9 protein-coding genes are annotated in these 16,436 nt (G+C 67.8%); 4 read left to right on the forward strand and 5 right to left on the reverse strand.

Annotated features, from left to right (window positions below; all coding sequences use genetic code 11):
• Positions 1-38: 38 nt before the first annotated feature.
• Both HUA75_RS43120 and HUA75_RS43125 read left to right on the forward strand, forming a co-directional pair.
• The gene (locus HUA75_RS43120; RefSeq protein WP_141648682.1) at positions 39-923 is read left to right on the forward strand and encodes a class I SAM-dependent methyltransferase; all 885 of its coding nucleotides are present in this window, start codon (positions 39-41) and stop codon (positions 921-923) included.
• A 466-nt stretch (positions 924-1,389) separates the two neighbouring features.
• A complete protein-coding gene (locus HUA75_RS43125) occupies positions 1,390-4,794 on the forward strand; it encodes a hypothetical protein (protein WP_174489750.1) in 3,405 nt (1,134 codons plus the stop codon).
• Between the two features lie 57 nt (positions 4,795-4,851).
• Here the strand turns inward: HUA75_RS43125 and HUA75_RS43130 are convergent, their stop codons facing one another.
• Positions 4,852-6,798 carry a vWA domain-containing protein gene (locus tag HUA75_RS43130; RefSeq protein ID WP_217446544.1) on the reverse strand — a complete coding sequence of 649 codons (1,947 nt, stop codon included), beginning with the start codon at positions 6,796-6,798 and terminating at the stop codon, positions 4,852-4,854.
• A 289-nt stretch (positions 6,799-7,087) separates the two neighbouring features.
• Here HUA75_RS43130 and HUA75_RS43135 point away from each other — a divergent pair, with 289 nt between their 5' ends.
• Entirely contained in the window at positions 7,088-7,507 is a 420-nt protein-coding gene (locus HUA75_RS43135) for a hypothetical protein (protein WP_174457787.1), read from the forward strand.
• A gap of 106 nt (positions 7,508-7,613) precedes the next feature.
• Positions 7,614-8,396, forward strand: a complete 783-nt coding sequence (locus HUA75_RS43140) for a hypothetical protein (RefSeq protein ID WP_174489752.1) — start codon at positions 7,614-7,616, stop codon at positions 8,394-8,396.
• 3 nt (positions 8,397-8,399) lie between these two features.
• Here the strand turns inward: HUA75_RS43140 and HUA75_RS43145 are convergent, their stop codons facing one another.
• The 4 genes from HUA75_RS43145 to HUA75_RS43160 all read right to left on the reverse strand — a co-directional run bounded on the left by HUA75_RS43145 (position 8,400) and on the right by HUA75_RS43160 (position 16,433).
• Positions 8,400-9,980: a DUF2181 domain-containing protein gene (locus tag HUA75_RS43145; RefSeq protein WP_174489753.1), complete on the reverse strand. Its 1,581-nt coding sequence runs from the start codon at positions 9,978-9,980 to the stop codon at positions 8,400-8,402.
• A gap of 231 nt (positions 9,981-10,211) precedes the next feature.
• On the reverse strand, positions 10,212-11,432 hold the full coding sequence (locus HUA75_RS43150) for an FAM151A/B family protein (RefSeq protein ID WP_141649492.1): 1,221 nt from the start codon (positions 11,430-11,432) through the stop codon (positions 10,212-10,214).
• A gap of 585 nt (positions 11,433-12,017) precedes the next feature.
• Positions 12,018-14,483 carry a WD40 repeat domain-containing protein gene (locus HUA75_RS43155; RefSeq protein WP_174489754.1) on the reverse strand — a complete coding sequence of 822 codons (2,466 nt, stop codon included), beginning with the start codon at positions 14,481-14,483 and terminating at the stop codon, positions 12,018-12,020.
• A 48-nt stretch (positions 14,484-14,531) separates the two neighbouring features.
• Positions 14,532-16,433: a transketolase gene (locus tag HUA75_RS43160; RefSeq protein ID WP_174489755.1), complete on the reverse strand. Its 1,902-nt coding sequence runs from the start codon at positions 16,431-16,433 to the stop codon at positions 14,532-14,534.
• Positions 16,434-16,436: the final 3 nt, after the last annotated feature.

The raw sequence follows: 16,436 nt of genomic DNA on the forward strand, positions 1-16,436 counted from the left end.
CCGAGAATGCGCGCTCCCCAGGCCCCGTGGAGCCCCGCTTGAACCTGCTGACCCGCGTGAAGAAGAGCCTCCGACACCGGGCCGCCCATCAGGCCTCCCAGCCCCTCTCGAAGCTGCTCAGCCTCACCGGCTTCGGCCGCTATGGGCCGGGCCCCCAGCTCAAGAGCCCGGAGCCGCTGCGGCAGGCGGGCATCCCCTACGAGACGTTCCGCTTCGATGTGGCAGGGCTGGACCGCTTCTGGAACGAGCTGCAGGCGGGCAGCCCCGTGCTCCGGCACTACTGCTCGCTCCAGCCCTACTGGGAGAAGCGTTCGCAGTACCACTACTCCTGGACGCAACTGGCGCCGCTGCTGTCGCGCGAGGAGGCCGTCTACGTCGACATCGCCTCCACGCTGAACAGCCCCTATCTGGAGGTCATCCGCGCCCTGGCGAAGACGCGCAACGTGTTCGTCCAGGACCTGGTGTTTCCGCCCGGCATCAACGGTCATGAGATTGGCGGCTCGGCCGCGGAGCTGCCGCTGGGCAATGCCTCCGTGGATGCGATGACGCTGCACTGCTCCTTCGAGCACTTCGAGGGGACCGCGGACACGGGCTTCATCCGGGAGGCGGCGCGGGTGCTGCGGCCCGGGGGCCGGGTCTGCATCGTCCCGCTGTACCTGGGCGAGTATGCCTTCACGATGTGCGACCCCGCGTGGGGTTATGACATCCGCCGCGAGGCCGAGCCCGTCATCCACCTCTTCCCGGGCTGGGGAGAGCGGCACGGGCGCTTCTATGGCGTGGACACGCTGAAGGAGCGCGTCCTGGACCCCGCTCACGCCGCGGGGCTCACGTCCCGCGTCATCCACTTCGAGAACATCCTCGAGCTGCACCCGACCTGTTACACCCACTTCGGCCTCGTGCTGGAGAAGCCCGCGGTCGGTTGAGGCTCGGTCCCCAGCCCCGTGCCCGGGGCGGGGGCCTCTCCCCTGAGGTCGTGGCACTGAAGGCATCGCGCCGGGCGACACGCGCCCAGGCGCGGTGGCGCATTCTTTCTTCATTTCCAGGTCGCGAACGCGAAGCGTCGAATGCGGTGCGCCACCTGGGCGGTAGGTGTGTCTCCCTGATGAAGCCGGAGTGCGAGCCGCACCCTGTCCGCAACGTCTGCTGTCGGGCGACACCCGCGACCTGAATGACCTGTCACGCGACCCATGCGCCGACCCTCGCGGCGCGTGACGGTCGCTGTATGTGTTTCATGTTTCATGTGACGCAAGGGTTTTTCGGTGAAAACAGGCATTAAATCCTGTCGCGAAACTCGCTGTCTCACATTCCGACAATGTTGAAGCGCGGGCTGGCAATGTGCCGGGCTCCTCGCCGTTCTCCCGCGCCTCCCCCATCCCCCAGGAGGTTGTCATGGCCATTCCTAGAGAGCTGCCCACGAAGGTCCGCAAGCCCGTAGAGCAGCCCAAGCCGAAGCCGAAGGCTCCCAAGGTCACGGCCGCGCAGGCGAAGAAGAAGGCGGAGAAGGCGCGCACGGAGGCCAAACGCACGCTGCAGAAGGCGCACGCGTCGGAGAAGAAGGCGACGGAGGCGCGCAAGACGCGCGGCGACGCCGGCTCCCGGCTGGACAAGGCGGACAAGGAGCGCGCCGTCGCGCTCTCTCCCGGCGCGAAGGACACGGCCCAGAAGAAGGTTGAGACGGCGTCCAAGGACCTCGACAAGGCGGACAAGGCCTCGAAGACGGCGAACGAAATCGCCGCCAAGGACAAGCGCGAGGCCCTTGCCGCGGCCAACAAGGCGCTCGCCGCGGAGAAGGAGGCGAACGACGCCGCGGAGAAGGAGAAGCTGCCCAAGCCGTACGCCCTCGCGGACCGGCAGAAGGATGTCTTCGACGCGGGCAGCCTGTCCGCCAAGGACCAGGAGAAGTTGTTCGGGACGAAGTCCGTCGTCTCCTCGAAGGAAGCCGCGACCTCCGATGCCAGACGCGTCGCGGACGCCTCCTCCAAGAGCCCGCGCGCTGGCGCCGAGGAACTCAAGCGTCAGCTCGCGCTCGGTCAGGACCCCGCGTACCGCAAGGCCCTGGTGAGCGAGTCCGCGCCGCAGGTGCAGAAGGCCGCGGACGCGGTGGGTGACAAGAAGACGCCCGCGGAGGACCGCAATGCCATGGTGAAGAGCCTGGCCGACAGCGCCGCGCTGGCGGGGCCCGAGGGCCGCAAGCCGATTGTCGACAAGCTCAACGCGCAGAAGGACCAGGCGACCGTCATCGAAGGCCTCAAGTCGCAGGGCAAGGATGCCAACACCCTGGCGCTGGGCGCGACGATGGCCCGCGAGCTTCGGGCCTCCGCCCAGTTCGACAAGGCCGACGCCATCACCCAGGCCAGCCCCGAGCTGAAGAAGGCGGCGGCGGAGTCACCCCTCGATACGGCGCTGCGCAAGGAGGTGGACCTCCAGACGGTGGCGGAGGAGCGCACCGGCGTGGAGAAGGGGCTGAAGCAGACCCAGAAGGACCTGAAGGCCCGTGCCCAGGCCCTGGAAACGATGGCCCAGAACCCGGAGAAGCTCCCGCCCGGGGTCTCCGTCGAGAAGTCGGATGGGTATGGCACGACGCTGGTGACGAAGGACGACAAGGGTCAGGTCACCGAGCGGGTGCGGTTCGGCGACCGCGACGACATGACGTACGTCTCCACGCAGAAGTTCGACCGGGAGAAGGGCACCGTCGAGTCGGAGTCGCTGGAAGACCACCACAAGCTGGACACGCTGACCAACACCCGCACCGTCTGGAAGGACCCGGACGTGGACGCGGCGTCGAAGATCTCCAGCACCAGCGACGTGACGAAGCGCAAGGCGGAGGACCCCAACGCCCTCTTCGAGTCCCGGGAGCTGAACTTCGCGACGAAGAACCTGGTCGAGAAGACCCTCACGGAGGACCCGAAGAACGGCACCACCCAGACGACGCGGACCTTCGGCACCCAGGATGATGAGAAGGGGCTGAACGACCAGCTCAAGGGCAAGTTCGACGACGACCGCCCCCTGGACAAGGTGGACACCAAGACGGTCCACATCCCGCCCGAGGGGGCCAAGGACCCCGACGGCAAGCCCGCCAAGGCCAGCTACACCTTCGGCACGTCGTACTCCCAGGACAACGCCCGCGTCACCGCGAGCGAGAGCAAGGTCTTGGACCGGCCGGAGAAGAAGCCCAGCGAGAGCTCGTACGACAGCGGCTTCTACGACGCCGCGGGAGACGTGGAGTACCGGGCGGAGAAGGAGAACGGCTCGCCCAAGAGCTGGACGCTCCAGACGAGCAATCCCGGCGAGCTGAACACCCAGACGTTCATCGAGGGCAAGGAAGACCTCTCCGTCACCACCCGCAAGAAGCTGGACGGCAACACCGTCACGGAGACCACCGAGGGCCGGGTGCCCGACCCGAAGAACCCAGACGGGGACCCGGTCAGCGTGAAGGGCGACACGAAGCGCACGTTCGACGCGAAGGGGCGGCTGGCCTCGGCGCACTCGGACCAGACGGAGGCGGACGGGACGCGCACGGTGCGCGACTACGCGCTCACCGAGAAGCGGGACGACAAGGGCCGGCTCCAGACCACCGAATCGAGCACCACCTCCACGCAGCCCAAGGACGGCCCCGCCGTCGAGGCTCGCAGCGAGCTGACGCGGACGTTCGACGACAGGAACAAGGTCGTCGCGTCGCACCTGGACCAGACGGACGAGACGGGCGCGCGCGCGGTGCAGGACTACTCGCGCGAGGAGAAGCGCAACGCCCGGGGCGAGGTGGAGATCCACGAGCGCACCACGTCCAGCCTGAAGCCCAAGGACGGCCCCAAGAGCACCCAGGAGCAGGAGCAGGTGTCCGTCGACACGAAGACGGGACCGGAGCTCATCCGCGCCTCCAACAAAATCACCAACGCCGACGGGACGGCCCAGCACTCCATCACCCCTGAAGGACAGACGCTGACCGTCAACGGCGAGAAGGTCGATTCGGTCGACGCGCTCAAGGCGCTGCCCAAGGGGCAGGCGTCGCTGGGCGGGGCGGCGGTGGATGGCCTGTCGCAACAGGTCAGGGACTTCAATGAGCTGGCGCTCGCGATGTCTCCCAACCGGGCGTTGAACCCGGACAAGGTGGAGCGCAACGACTTGAAGGAGGTGAAGGCGGCGGTCTCAGCCAACTCCGTGGGCATGCTCCGCCTGAAGGAGGCGCTCACGCCGGCGCTCAATGGCCAGCCGTCGCTCAGCCTGGACCCCAAGGCACGCCTGGTGGGCGGAGCGAGCGGGATTGCCGGCCTGGCCGGCAGCGCTGAGATTCTGGCCAAGGCGGGTCCCCTGTTCATGCGGGACTTCAGCCAGGGCAACTACCTTGGCGCGGCGAAGGACGGGGTGGCGCTCGTGACGGGCACCATCGGCGTCGTGTCGGGTGGCAGCGCCGTCACCACCGCGCTTCGTGGCGCGGGCAGTGGCCTGACGCTGGACGGAGGCGTCATCACCGCGGGACAGCGCCTGACGCCCATGCAGGCCGCCAAGAGCCTGAACGGGCTCGCGAAGCTCACCGCGGGGCTGGGCGTCCTGAGTGGCGGCATGCAGGCCTACGACGGCATCCAGAAGGGCAATGGCTGGGCGGTCGCCAGCGGCGTGACGACGGCGACCGCGGCGGTGGGCGGCTACCTGGCGGCCGGCGCCGCGGCGGGAGCCTGGGGCGGGCCCGCGGGAGCCGCCGTGGGACTGGCGATTGGCCTGGGCGCGTGGGGCATGACGAAGGCGTTCGACCACTTCGACAAGAGCGACGTGAAAATCTCCGAGCCGACCATCTGACGACGACGTCCTCCTTCCCGGGCACGGTTCGCCCGGGAAGGAGGGTTGCCGCGCGTGTTACCGGTTGGGAGGCGCCCCCAGCGTCACCCAGCCACTGAGCGTCTTGTTGCCGTCGGTGTGGCTCTCCACCGCGTAGAAGAAGTGGCGAGTCGCGTCGGAGGCGTCGACGAAGCGCACCGCGGTCGTCTCGGTGAACTCCTCGCTGACGTCGACCTCACCAATGGCCTCCATGTCGCCCGCCTCGGGGTTCTCGCTCCGGTAGACGACGTAGTGCTTGTGGTGCACGGTGTGCGGCCACGTCAGCTCCGTGTACTTGCCGTCGACGCCGCGCACCGCGAGCTCCACGGCGACCGGCTCCGTATCCGGCGAGATGACGTTGACCTCGTACCTCACGCCACCGATGGGGTCCTTCCGGTCATCCCTCTCGAAGATGTTCATCGGGAAGAAGCCCTCGGGCCCGTCCGACAGGAAGTTCACGTGGATGCGCTCATCCATCTCCTTGTCGGTGTGGAGGCCCAGCGCGCCGCCGTGGCCGCCGAAGAACAGCGTCGTGCCTTCGACACCCTCCAGGCCCTCGGCCTCGCCGCCCGCGGCCTCCCAGGCCGCGAACAGCCGGTCCGTCAGCGTCAGCGTCACGCGGCCCGGGAACGGCTCTGCCTCGGGACGGATGAAGAGCGTCGTCGCATGGCCCACCGTGGGGCGCACGTCATACGTGGTGGTGCCCGTGCCGCCGGGCAGCATCCGGACCACGTCCACGTTGCGCCAGGCGATGTTGTTGTTGAGCTGGGTGTTGGTGACGGTGTCGGAGCCGATGATTTCCGGGTAGCTCATCGGGTCGCCGTCGGACACCCACCGCGCCAGCAGGCAGTAGTGGCCGGGCAGGGGGACGTTGGCCCACTGGATGCGGATGTCACGCGTCTCGCCCGCGTCCAGGAAGATGTTGTGTTGGGTCTGGATGCGCCTCCAACTCGTGGAGCCCCAGGAGGAGTTGCCGCCCGACGCCAGGTAGTACAGGTGCAGCGAGCCACCAATGGGGCCGGTGGGGCGCAGCGGGCCGTAGTTGCGCAGGGTGACGAAGACGTAGTTGTTGGGCGTACCGAACACGGGGTTGGTGGAGCTGGCGCAGCCGTTGACGTTGTTGCACACCTTGATGTCGGGGCTCGTCCAGATGGCGCCGGAGCTGGGCTCCCAGCCGTTGTCGGCCGGCGTGTCGCGGATGAAGACGTCGGACGGGGTGCGGCAGTCGCTCAGGAAGTCCTGCACGGCCTGGGGCACGTCCGCGCCGCTGGGCGCCGTCAGCCGGTAGGCCCCCTGGGAGACGGTGGCGTAGTTCTGCATGATGCCCACCACCGTGGGGTCGGGCGTGCCGCCCGTGGGGACGTAGACGGCGTGAATCCGGATGCCCTCGTTGTAGGCCTCCTGCGCCTGGAGGCTGGCCAGGGCGTTGCTCGTGTACGAGTCATTGAAGCCGCCGGGCAGGTTGTCGGTGATGAGGACGACGACCCGGCGGGCCCCCGTGCGCCAGTAGCCCGTGAAGGCGCCGTTCTGGTTCGGGCGGAAGGCGATGTTGTGGATGACGGTGTTGAGCGCCTCGTCGGACGCCTCCGGCAGGTTCCACCCGCCGTTCGCGCTCAGGCTGGCGATCTGCGCCTGCATCTGGGCGTCGTTGCCCGCGCCCAGGTCCACGCGCACGGTGACGTCGTCCTGGAAGGTGACCAGGCCCAGCCGGTAGTCGCCGTTGGACGACGTCTGGATTTGCGTCAACAGGTTGGAGAAGTTCGCCTGGAGGGCGGTCAACGAGCCGCCCATGCTGCCCGTGTCGTCGATGGCGAAGACCACGTCCAGGGGGCCGCACTCGCACGGGTCGACCTGGGGCGGCTCTTTCGGAGGAACCGGGGCGGGAACCCTGGCGGCCGAGGCGACCTGGGAAGACATGAAGAGACAGAGCATTGCCGCGCCGAGCCAGGACATGGCTCGTGGGCGGAGCGTGTTTGACTTTGACATGTAGTGGTTTTCTCCTACGGGGTTTCCACGTCATGTCGGAGAGGGATTGGCGGGGCGTCGACGTGGCGGGCGGCTTGTGAGCAGGAAGCAAGCCATTGCGGGCTTGCAAGTCATTCAGGCGGTTGCGGGGACACGGCGTGGCGGGATGGGTTACTCACGGGGTGATTTTGTGAAGTTTCCCGCTACACCTCGCACGTGGCGGACGTGTCACAAGCCCCGGGGGCGTGTCGTCTCGGGGATGTGCGGCCGGGGCTTCCGGTCTCACGCTCTCCAACCACCCTGGTGCACCGTGCCCTACAAGTTCCTGAAGCAGCCGAAGACGCCTCCCGACTCCAAGCTCTGTGGTTTCTATGCGCTGTACCACTTCACCAATGGCGGGCTGACGCGGGACGAGTTCATCCAGAAGGCGACGCAGCACTACGAGACGGCGCTCGGCCTGCCGAACAAGGAGGCCCAGGAGATGGTGATGGATGGCAATGACCCGTCCGTCCTGGGGTTGTATGGCCTGGCCCAGAGTGACGCGGACACGCTCAAGAAGCGGGGCGTGGGTGTGATTGCGGACACCACCCGCGGCCACTTCTTCACCGTGCGCCAGGAGAACGGCGTCTGGTCCAGCTACGACAGCTACAACCATGACGCGGCGAAGGCCTATCCCTCCTTCGAGGCGCTCCAGAAGGCGGAGATCGGCAACAGTCAGATCTGGGTCTGAGGGAGGTCGGCGGGACAGCCCTGGGCCGGCGTGCGAGATTGGAGCCTTTGACGAGGACTCCTGCTTGCGCGCCCGAATCGCCGCCCCTTGGAGTGTCGGACTGGCCTTGGTTGTCCTTTGCCTCGCGTGTGCTCACCGGCCGTCGTCCCCGGGGTGCTCGGCGGGGGAGACGCTGTGCTGGGACTTCGAGGAGGGGCGCCTGCCCGCGGGTTGGACACCGCACCGTGACGAGTTCAGCGGGCGGCTCGTCGTGGATGACACCCGGGCCCATGGCGGCAGGTATGCGCTGCATGCCAGCCAGTTGGTGGGAGGCCGGGAGGGCGAGCAGGGGGGACCGAAGAAGACGGTGCGCTTCGAGTTGCCCGGGGACTTCGGCCCCGTGCTCTGGGGGCGTGTCTTCGTCTACACGACGCCCGCGCGTCCGGCCTCGCACGCGGGACTCTTCAACGCGCGCTATCCCCGGCCCGGGAGCGATGACGGCGCGTTCCATGCGCTCGACTGGTACGAGGTGGCGACGTACCAGGAGAAATACATGGCCCTCTGGCATCCGCCGGAGCCGCCCGGCTTTCCGGAGTGGGTGCAGGTCTCCGACACGCCGCTCGTGCTGGACCGATGGGTGTGTCTGGAGTGGCTCTTCGACGCGGCGAACGGGGAGGCCCCGGAGGCCGCCGAGCCGCGTGTCTGGCTCGACGGCGTGGAGCTCGCATGGCCCCGGAAGTTCGTCTTCTCCGACCCGCCCACGGACACGCCTCCGAAGCGGGAGAAGGCCCGGAGCTTCACGGTGCTGGAGGCGGGCGTCTTCCTCTACCAGGGGCTCTCCATGCCCACCGACTGGTGGCTCGACGACCTGGCCGTCGGTGGGCAGCGGGTGGGGTGCTCCCCGCGCTGACGGCTAGAACCGGAGGTGGTCAAGACCCGGGACGGTGTCCCGGACCTTGCTCATGACTCCTTCCTTGAGGTCGATCATTCCCGTGATGTTCAGGGCACGCAGCTCGTCTTCGGCTTTCTTCTTGCTCTGTCCGTCGAACGTATTCCCCCGCCAGATGGAGATGGGCCCCAGCTTCTCCAGCGCCTCGATTTGCGCGGGTTTCGTGGGGTGCTGGCCATACTCGAAGACGAAGGTGACGGGGCGTGTGAGGCCTCCGCATTCGACCGCGGCTGTCATTTGGGCGATCTTCTCATCCATCGAACCCTCGCCTGGCGGGTTGATGGCGAGGGTCGCACCGGGAAACATGTCGCGTGTGGCTTTTCCATGTTTGCTCATGACGTCGAAGCCGTAATTGAACATGAGCCGTTCGTTGGGGACACCGGCGGCCCTGACGTCTTCGAGGAACCTGTTGTTGAAGACTCGGTCATCCTTCACGTCCAGCTTGAGACCGACCCCTTGTTCCTTGCCCTTGTTCAGCCACTCCATCAGGGTGAGATTGTCGCCGGTCTCATTGCCGCCGTGACGCATCTCGATTTTGCCCTCGCGATTGAGCTCCATGCGGATGTCCCCTTCGAACCAGTTGTAGTCCCCGTTCTTGGCGTGGTTGAAGTCATCGCGGAGGTTGGTGGCGTGGGCGTTCTTCGCGAGCGCGAGGGGCGTGCCGGGCACCCAACGGTTTCCGTCTGGCGGAGGGCCAGGAGGGACCTCCGCCAGAGGCTTGTGCTCCTCGCGCAGCGCCTTCGCGGCCTTGTTCTTGCCCGAGGCCTCGAGCTCCGTCACGAGCGTTCCCGCGAGCTTGTCCAGGCCGGGCATGTTCTCCGACTTGAGCTCCTTCAGCTTGTCGTCGAGCTGGTTGATGTCCGACTTGTCGGGCGTCGACGCCGCCAGGGTTTGACCCAGGAGCTTGAGGCTGTCGGGGCCGACCTGCCCGGCGACCACGGACAGGTTCTTCAGTGTCTCATAGGTGGTGTTGTACTTCCCGTGGGAGTCCTTCTTGGGGTCATCCAGCTTGCCCTTGTTGGCGCGCTCTCCCAGCTCGCTGGAGATGTCCTGGAGCGTCCTGGCGGAGGTCTTAAGCAGGGTGTCCGCATACCCTGGCTCGGCCCGGTGCTGCATGGTGAGGTCCGCCAGGGTTTGGGCAGCCTGTGACGCACCTCCCGCGCGAAAGGCCCTGTCGACTTCGAGCGCGTCGCCCGCGACGCCGCTCGGATCGCTGTACTCGGACTCGGGCTTGGCGATGTTGCTTGAAGTCGAAGGGTCGTACTCGGACTCGGGCTTGGCGGTGTTGGTTGAAATCGACGGGCCGTACTCAGACTCGGGCTTGGCTGTCGAACTGGCCGCCACCAGGGGTTGAAACGTCGGGGCGCCCGTCAGGTCCGGTCCGGTGGGCAGCTTCGAGCCCGCCACGAACTCGTCCTTCGTGGGCATTCCGACGGCCGGAGGGGGCTCGGGCGGGGGCGGAGGCGGTGGCGGCGGAGGCTGGACCTCCACGGGCGTCGTCGCGACGGGGGGGCGTCGGAATGCGAGATCAAGCCAAGAGGCCATGAGGTGCTCCAGGGGTGGGGGATGAGGACTTCACCCCGTGGAGCCCCCCTGGCCTGAAGTGGCGCATTTCCCGTCCGCCGCCGTACGGTCGCACAAGGATTCCGAAGCGACGGCGATGACACCTCCGGGCCCACCGACCGGTGGCTCGACGACCTGACCGTCGGTGGGCAGCGGGTGGGGTGATCCCCGCGTTGAGGGAGGGCCCTGGATGAAGCGGGGCCCACGCTCAGCTCAGATGAGCTTCTTCAGGTACTTTCCCGGCTCCTGGGCGAAATCCACCGCGTAGTTCATCCCCTTGTCGACGGTATCCTTGATGGCCGCCCCGGGGTCGTTCATGGCGGTCTCCTTGAGGTCGATCATTCCTGTGTAGCCCAGGTCTTTCTTCAGGTGTCTGGTGGCATCCTCTTCGCTCATTCCGGTGAGCGTCGCGCCTCTCCAGACAGAGATGGGCCCCAGGTCCTGCAACCGTGCGATGTCGGCTGGATTCGTGGGGTGCTTGCCGTACTCGAAGACGAAGGTGACAGGCTTTGTGACGCCGCCAGTCTCGACCATCTTCACCATTTCGGAGATCGGGTCGGACCCCTTTGGGACCTTGTCGGGGGAGGGAGGGTTGATGGCGATGGTGGCTCCGGGGAACATCGCCCGCGTCTCAACCCCATGGTCGGCTGCCTTTTGGAAGCCGTAGTTGAACATGAGTTGATGCTCTGGAACGCCAGCCGCGCGGACTTCGTTCAGGAACCCCTGGCCGAAGACGGCTTCATCCTTCACGTCCAGCTTGAGGCCGACCCCGAGCTCCTTCCCCTTGTTCAGCCATTCCGTGAGGGTGAGGTTGTCGCCCTTCTCATGGATGGGGTCGTGCCGCATTTCGATGCGACCCTTGTCATTGATTTCCATGCTGACGTCGCCCTCCATCCAGTTGTAGTCCCCCTTGGCGGCTTTATTGAAGTCGCCGCGGGTGTTGGTGGAGTGGGCGTTGTGGGCGTCAGCCAGCTTCATGTCCTCCTCCCAGCGAGGCTTCTGGGGGGGCGGCGGCGGTGGGAGCTCCGCGAGCGACACGTGCTCCTTGCGCAGCTCCTTCGCGGCCTTGCTCTTGCCCGAGGCTTCGAGCTCCGTCACGAGCGAGCCCGCGAGCTTGTCGAGTCCAGGCGTCTTCTCCTTCTGAAGCGCCTTGAGCTTGTCGTCGAACTGATTGAGCTCGGACTTGTCGGGGGTCGCAGCCGCCAGGGTCTGTCCCAGGAGCTTGACGCCCTCCGGGCCGGCCTTGTTGGCGACCACGGACAGGTTCTTCAGCGTCTCGTGGGTGGTGTTGAACCTGCCGTGGGCATCCTTCTTGTCGTCATCCAGCTTGCCATTCCGGGTGCGCTCGCCCAGCGAGTCGCTGATGGCTTGGAGCGTGGGCGCCGCCGCCTTGAGCAACTCGTCGGTGAAGCCCGGAGGGGTCCTGGGGTCCATGACGAGGTCCGACAGCTTCTGTGATGCCGCAGCGGGGCCTCCCGTCTGGAATTCCGCCGCCACCGCCTGGGTGGCCAATTCGACAGTGGGGATAAGGCCGAGAGGCGATTCGGGCGCGACAGGCCCGGGTCCCGGCGCGGGAGGGGGCGGAGGGGCAAGAAGGCTGGGCGCGGGTCCCGGCGCGAGAGGCGGCGGGGGGATGAGAAGACCCGGCGCGGCTCCCGGCGCGGGAGGGGGCGCGGGGGAAATCAGACCCGGCACGGCTTCTGGCGTGGAAGGGGGGCGGGGCGCGAGAAGATCTGGCGCGCACTGGGGGGCACCCGTCAGGTCCGGTCCCGTGGGGAGCTTCGAGCCCGCGATGAACTCGTCCTTCGTGGGCATTCCGACGGCCGGAGGAGGCTCGGGCGGCGGCGGAGGGGGCGGAGGAGGAGGCTTGACCTCCACGGGAGTCGTCACGACGGGGGGGCGTCGGAATGAGAGATCAAGCCACGAGGCCATGGGGTGCTCCAGGGGTGGGGGATGAGGACTTCACCCCGTAGAGCCCCCCTGGCCTGAACTGGCGCATTTCCCGTCCGCCGCCCGGAATCAATTCCCTCCGGTGGGGGCGTGAATCCTCAGCACATAGAGGAAGTCCTTGATGCTCCGACCCCGGGCCACGACCAGTCCCTCCCGCAGGATGACGGTCTCCTCCAGCCCATCCTGGAAGTGCGTCAGGGGCGTGGGGTCCTCCTGGCGATGGAAGGAGACGGGCCCCTCGCCCAGGACTTCCCAGAACCGGCGACGCGTGACGTCTTCCGGAGTGGCGCTGCCAGGCAACTCCTCGCGAGGCGCGCCCGTGGCCAGGTCGAAGAGGCGCGTCACCTGGTCATTGGACTGGGTGACGAGCAGGTCCTCTCCCACGGACACGGAGAAGGGGAGGGACGGATGCGGCAGCTCGTACTTGAGCGCGCCCGTCTGGACATCGAAGAGGCGCACTCGCCTGTCCAACCCACAGGCCGCCACGAGCGAGCCATCCGCGGAGAGCCCCACGGCCACGATGTCGTCGTTGCTGACCTGGATGAGCCGCAGTGAGCCCGTCGTCAAATCGTAGACCTCCAGCTCTCCAGAGGCGCGTCCCACGGCGATGCGAGGCGCGCGGGTCGCCGCCGCGTACGCGGGCTCGGGCTCCAGCAGGGTCCGGGTGGTCAGGACGTTCCTGCCGCTCGTCACCTCGTACACCCACACGCGAGCGTCCTCGGAATAACCACACACGACGTGGGCGCCGTCCGGGGTGAAGGTCACCAGGGTGACGGGTCCCTTCGCGCCGCGCAGGGTGTGCAGCAGGGCTCCATCGGAGACGCGCCAGATTCGCACGCACCCATACTCGAGCGCCGCCGCCACCCACTGGCCGTCCGGAGAGAAGGCCAGGGGTTGTTTCATGCTGAGGCGCTTCTTCGTGTCGTTCGGGTCCAGCGGCCTGGCGAACAGGGTCCGCACCGGAGTCAGGCTCTTCGCGTCGAGCAACCGGACCCCGCGCCGGGCGGGCGTCTCCATCATGAGATGGATGCCATAGGCGGCCAGGGTCCCATCGGGACTGAAGCACCACGGCTGCATGGGTGTTTCGTCGAGGTCGGGAGGACAGTTGCGAACGCGCCCCTGGGCGTCGATGGCGAGCCACGCGTCGAACCGCTGGGCGATGGCGAGCCCCCCCTCTGGCTGGCCCCAGAGCTGTTTCATGCGATGCGGCTCCGCCAGGAGGACGGGCGGCGGCGAAGTGTAGAGGTCGCTCACGAGCAGGCCGCCATCGGCCGCCGTCAACGCGAAGTGCTTGCCGTCGGGAGAGAAGGCCGCGCCGCGCTGATGGCCATCGGAGGGGTAGGGCCTGGACCACAAGGAGGTGCCTTCGCGGACGTCCACGACCTCCACCCGGTTGTAGGACAGCAGACCCAGCCGGCTCGTTCCGAGCCAGGCGACCTGGGAGTAGCGCCCCTCGCCGCGCGAGCCCGGCAGCCGGGTCCACGTCCGGGTGTCCGCCACGGCGATGCCCTCGAACACCGCCCAGGCAATCCACTCGCCATCCGGACTGAACTCCACCGTGTCGACGTATCCGTCGGAGGCGATGCGCTCCACCTGCGTCCACGTCGCGGTGTCCCAGATTCTCAGCGTGGAGTCGGAGCCGCCGCTCGCGAGCCAGCGCCCCGACGGGTGGAAGGACAGGCTCAGCACGGACTGCTCATGTCCCTTCAGCGTCTTCACCGCGCGGCCGGAGTCCACGTCGAACACGTGCACGCGCCACCCCAGGTTGCCGGTGGCGAGCAGGCGTCCATCCGGGCTGAAGGCGACCGAGGTCACCTGTCCCTCCTGACCCGGAAACTCCTTCAGGAGCGCTCCGGTCTCCACATCCCAGATGCGGGCGTCATGGTCCCTGGAGCCTGATGCCAGTCGCGTTCCGTCCGCGCTCCAGGCCAGGCCCCGCACCTCGCCCTCGTGGCCCGCCATCACCTGGAGGCACTCGCCGGTGGCCACGTCCCAGACGCGCACGTTGCCGTCGTCGGACCAGGAGCCGGTGGCGAGCTTTGTCCCCGACGGGCTGTAGGCCGCGCACAGCACCTGGGCGTCGTGCCAGAAGAGCGAGTCCGCGCTCTCCAGGGCGCCGCGCAGCGGCAGCAGGGACTCCACCCAGGGCGCCGCGCCCGCCGCGTCCCGTTGCTTCCGCCAGTGGTTCGCGAGCGCGAACAGATGCGCGTCGGGATGGCTCCACGGGCCCTGGCTCTCGGGCGCGAAGTGCGTGGCGGCGTCGGGCGCGTCGTGCCAGCGCAGGCGGTTGTAGAGGCTCTGGAAGAGGGCCTCGGGGTGCGCTTGAAGGAAGGTGGCGTCGAACTCGACGGCCTTGCGGAGGACTCGCAGCGTCCTGGGTCCGACGGCGGGGCCGTCTTCCTTCAACACGAGCGCGTCGGGCGGCGTGCGCGCGAGTACCTCGTCCAGGGTGGCGAGCAACGCCGCCACGCCCTGGGTGCTCACGAGGTTTTCGAGGGTGGAAAGCTCGGTGAGGGACTGAAGGTCGTAGGTCATCGAGGGTGGGACTCTCGCACGTCCGACGGCCCCTGTTGGAGCCCCCGGCTATGCGTTCTTTCGTCCACGAGGATGCGGCGCCTTCGCCTCGGGAGCGTCGCTGGAGCCCGGCGCGTCCGTCAGGGCCATGACGGCCTGGACGATGTGCTCCGCGTCGATGCCGGCCGCGCTCAACAATTCCTCGGGCTTGCCGGAGCCGGGCAGCTTGCGCACCGCCAGGCGCTTCACGCTGGGCAGTGGCTGGGGCTCGTCGGAGAAGGCCTCGAGCACCGCGTCCGCGAGTCCGCCCTCGGCCCAGTGGTCCTCGACGACGATGAGCCGCCCCTGGGTCTCCCGCGCGGCCTGCCGCAGCGTCTTCACGTCCACGGGCTTCACGGAGTAGAGGTCGATGACGCGCACGGAGACACCGGCTTCCTGGAGCCGCGCATGCGCGTCCAGCGCTTCGTGCAGGGTGATGCCCGCGGCGACAATCGTCGCCACGTCCTTGTCGGAGCGTCGGAGCACCTTGCACCCGCCGATGGGGAACTTCTCGGTGGCCGAGTACAGGACGGGCGTCTTCGCGCGGGTGGTCCGCAGGTAGCTGATGCCGGGCAGGTCCACCAGGTGGGCCATCAACGCGGCCGTCTGGTTGGCGTCGCTCGGGTACAGCACGGTGCTGCCCGCGACGGCGCGCATCATCGCCAGGTCCTCGAGTCCCATCTGCGAGGGGCCGTCCTCGCCGATGGAGCAGCCCGCGTGGCTGCCGCACAGGTGCAGCGTCGCGTTGGAGACGGCCGCCATGCGAATCTGGTCATACGCGCGCGACAGGAAGGCCGCGAAGGTGCTGATGAAGACGCGCTTGCCCAGCACCGCCATGCCCACTCCGCTGGACACCATGTTCTGCTCGGCGATGTACATCTCGAAGTAGCGCCGGGGATGGGCCTTGTGCAGCTCCTCCGAGTACGTGGAGTTGGACACCTCCGCGTCCAACGCGACGAGGTCCGGGTGCGCGTCACCGAGCGCCTTCAGGGCATCGCCGTAGACCTTGCGGGTGGCGACCTTCTCGTCGGTGGCGTAGCCCGGCAGCTTCAACGGCGCGGCCGACTCCTGGGGGGCGGGGCGCGTCGCTTCCGGCTTCTTCACCTCGATGCGCAGGTGACGCTCACCGCCGAGCTCCTGGATGGCCTCGCGCGCCTTGTCCTCGGGCAGGGGCTTGCCGTGCCAGCCTTCCTTGTTCGCGATGAGCGAGTAGCCGTGGCCCTTCTCCGTCTTGAAGATGAGGCAGGTGGGCTTGCCCTTCGTGGACTGGGCCTCGGCGAGGGCGCGGTCGATGGCGCCCAGGTCATGTCCGTCCACGGCCAGCGCATGCCAGCCGAAGGCGCGGGCCCGCGCGACATAGGCCTCGTCGTTCCAGCCCAGCTCCGTCGGCCCGCTCTGGCCCAGGCGGTTCATGTCGATGAGGGCGCAGAGGTTGTCGAGCCGGTAGTGAGAGGCCTTGTCGAACGCCTCCCAGACCGAGCCTTCCGCCGTCTCGCTGTCGCCCATCATCACGTAGGTGCGGAAGCTCCGCTGGTCCAGCCGCGCCATCAGCGCCATGCCCACGCCCACGGCGAGCCCCTGGCCGAGCGAGCCGGTGGCCACGTCCACGAGTGGCAGCACATGCGGGTTGGGGTGCCCCTCCAGCCGGCTGCCGAGCTTGCGCAGCGACAGCAACTCCGCGTCGTCGATGGCGCCCACCGCCTTGAACGCCGCATAGAGGACCGGGCAGGCGTGGCCCTTGGAGAGCACGAAGCGGTCGTTGTCGGGGGCCTTCGGGTTTTGGAAGTCGAAGCGCAGGTACTTCTGGAACAGCACCGCGACGATGTCGGCCGCGGACATGGAGGAGCTGGGGTGTCCCGAGCCCGCCGCGGTCGTCGCTCGGATGCTATCGACTCGAAGCTGCGCCGCGAGCTCTGCCAGTGTGTCTGCCATCGT

It is taken from the genome of Myxococcus sp. CA040A (assembly GCF_013336725.1).
Taxonomy (GTDB): domain Bacteria; phylum Myxococcota; class Myxococcia; order Myxococcales; family Myxococcaceae; genus Myxococcus; species Myxococcus llanfairpwllgwyngyllgogerychwyrndrobwllllantysiliogogogochensis.

Bases quoted from the DNA above. Each gene is read 5' to 3' on its own strand.
- HUA75_RS43145 (WP_174489753.1), bottom strand. From the start codon at position 9,980: ATGGCCTCTTGGCTTGATCTCGCATTCCGACGCCCCCCCGTCGCGACG.
- HUA75_RS43160 (WP_174489755.1), bottom strand. From the start codon at position 16,433: ATGGCAGACACACTGGCAGAGCTCGCGGCGCAGCTTCGAGTCGATAGC.
- HUA75_RS43130 (WP_217446544.1), bottom strand. From the start codon at position 6,798: ATGTCAAAGTCAAACACGCTCCGCCCACGAGCCATGTCCTGGCTCGGC.
- HUA75_RS43150 (WP_141649492.1), bottom strand. From the start codon at position 11,432: ATGGACCCCAGGACCCCTCCGGGCTTCACCGACGAGTTGCTCAAGGCG.
- HUA75_RS43155 (WP_174489754.1), bottom strand. From the start codon at position 14,483: ATGACCTACGACCTTCAGTCCCTCACCGAGCTTTCCACCCTCGAAAAC.
- HUA75_RS43125 (WP_174489750.1), top strand. From the start codon at position 1,390: ATGGCCATTCCTAGAGAGCTGCCCACGAAGGTCCGCAAGCCCGTAGAG.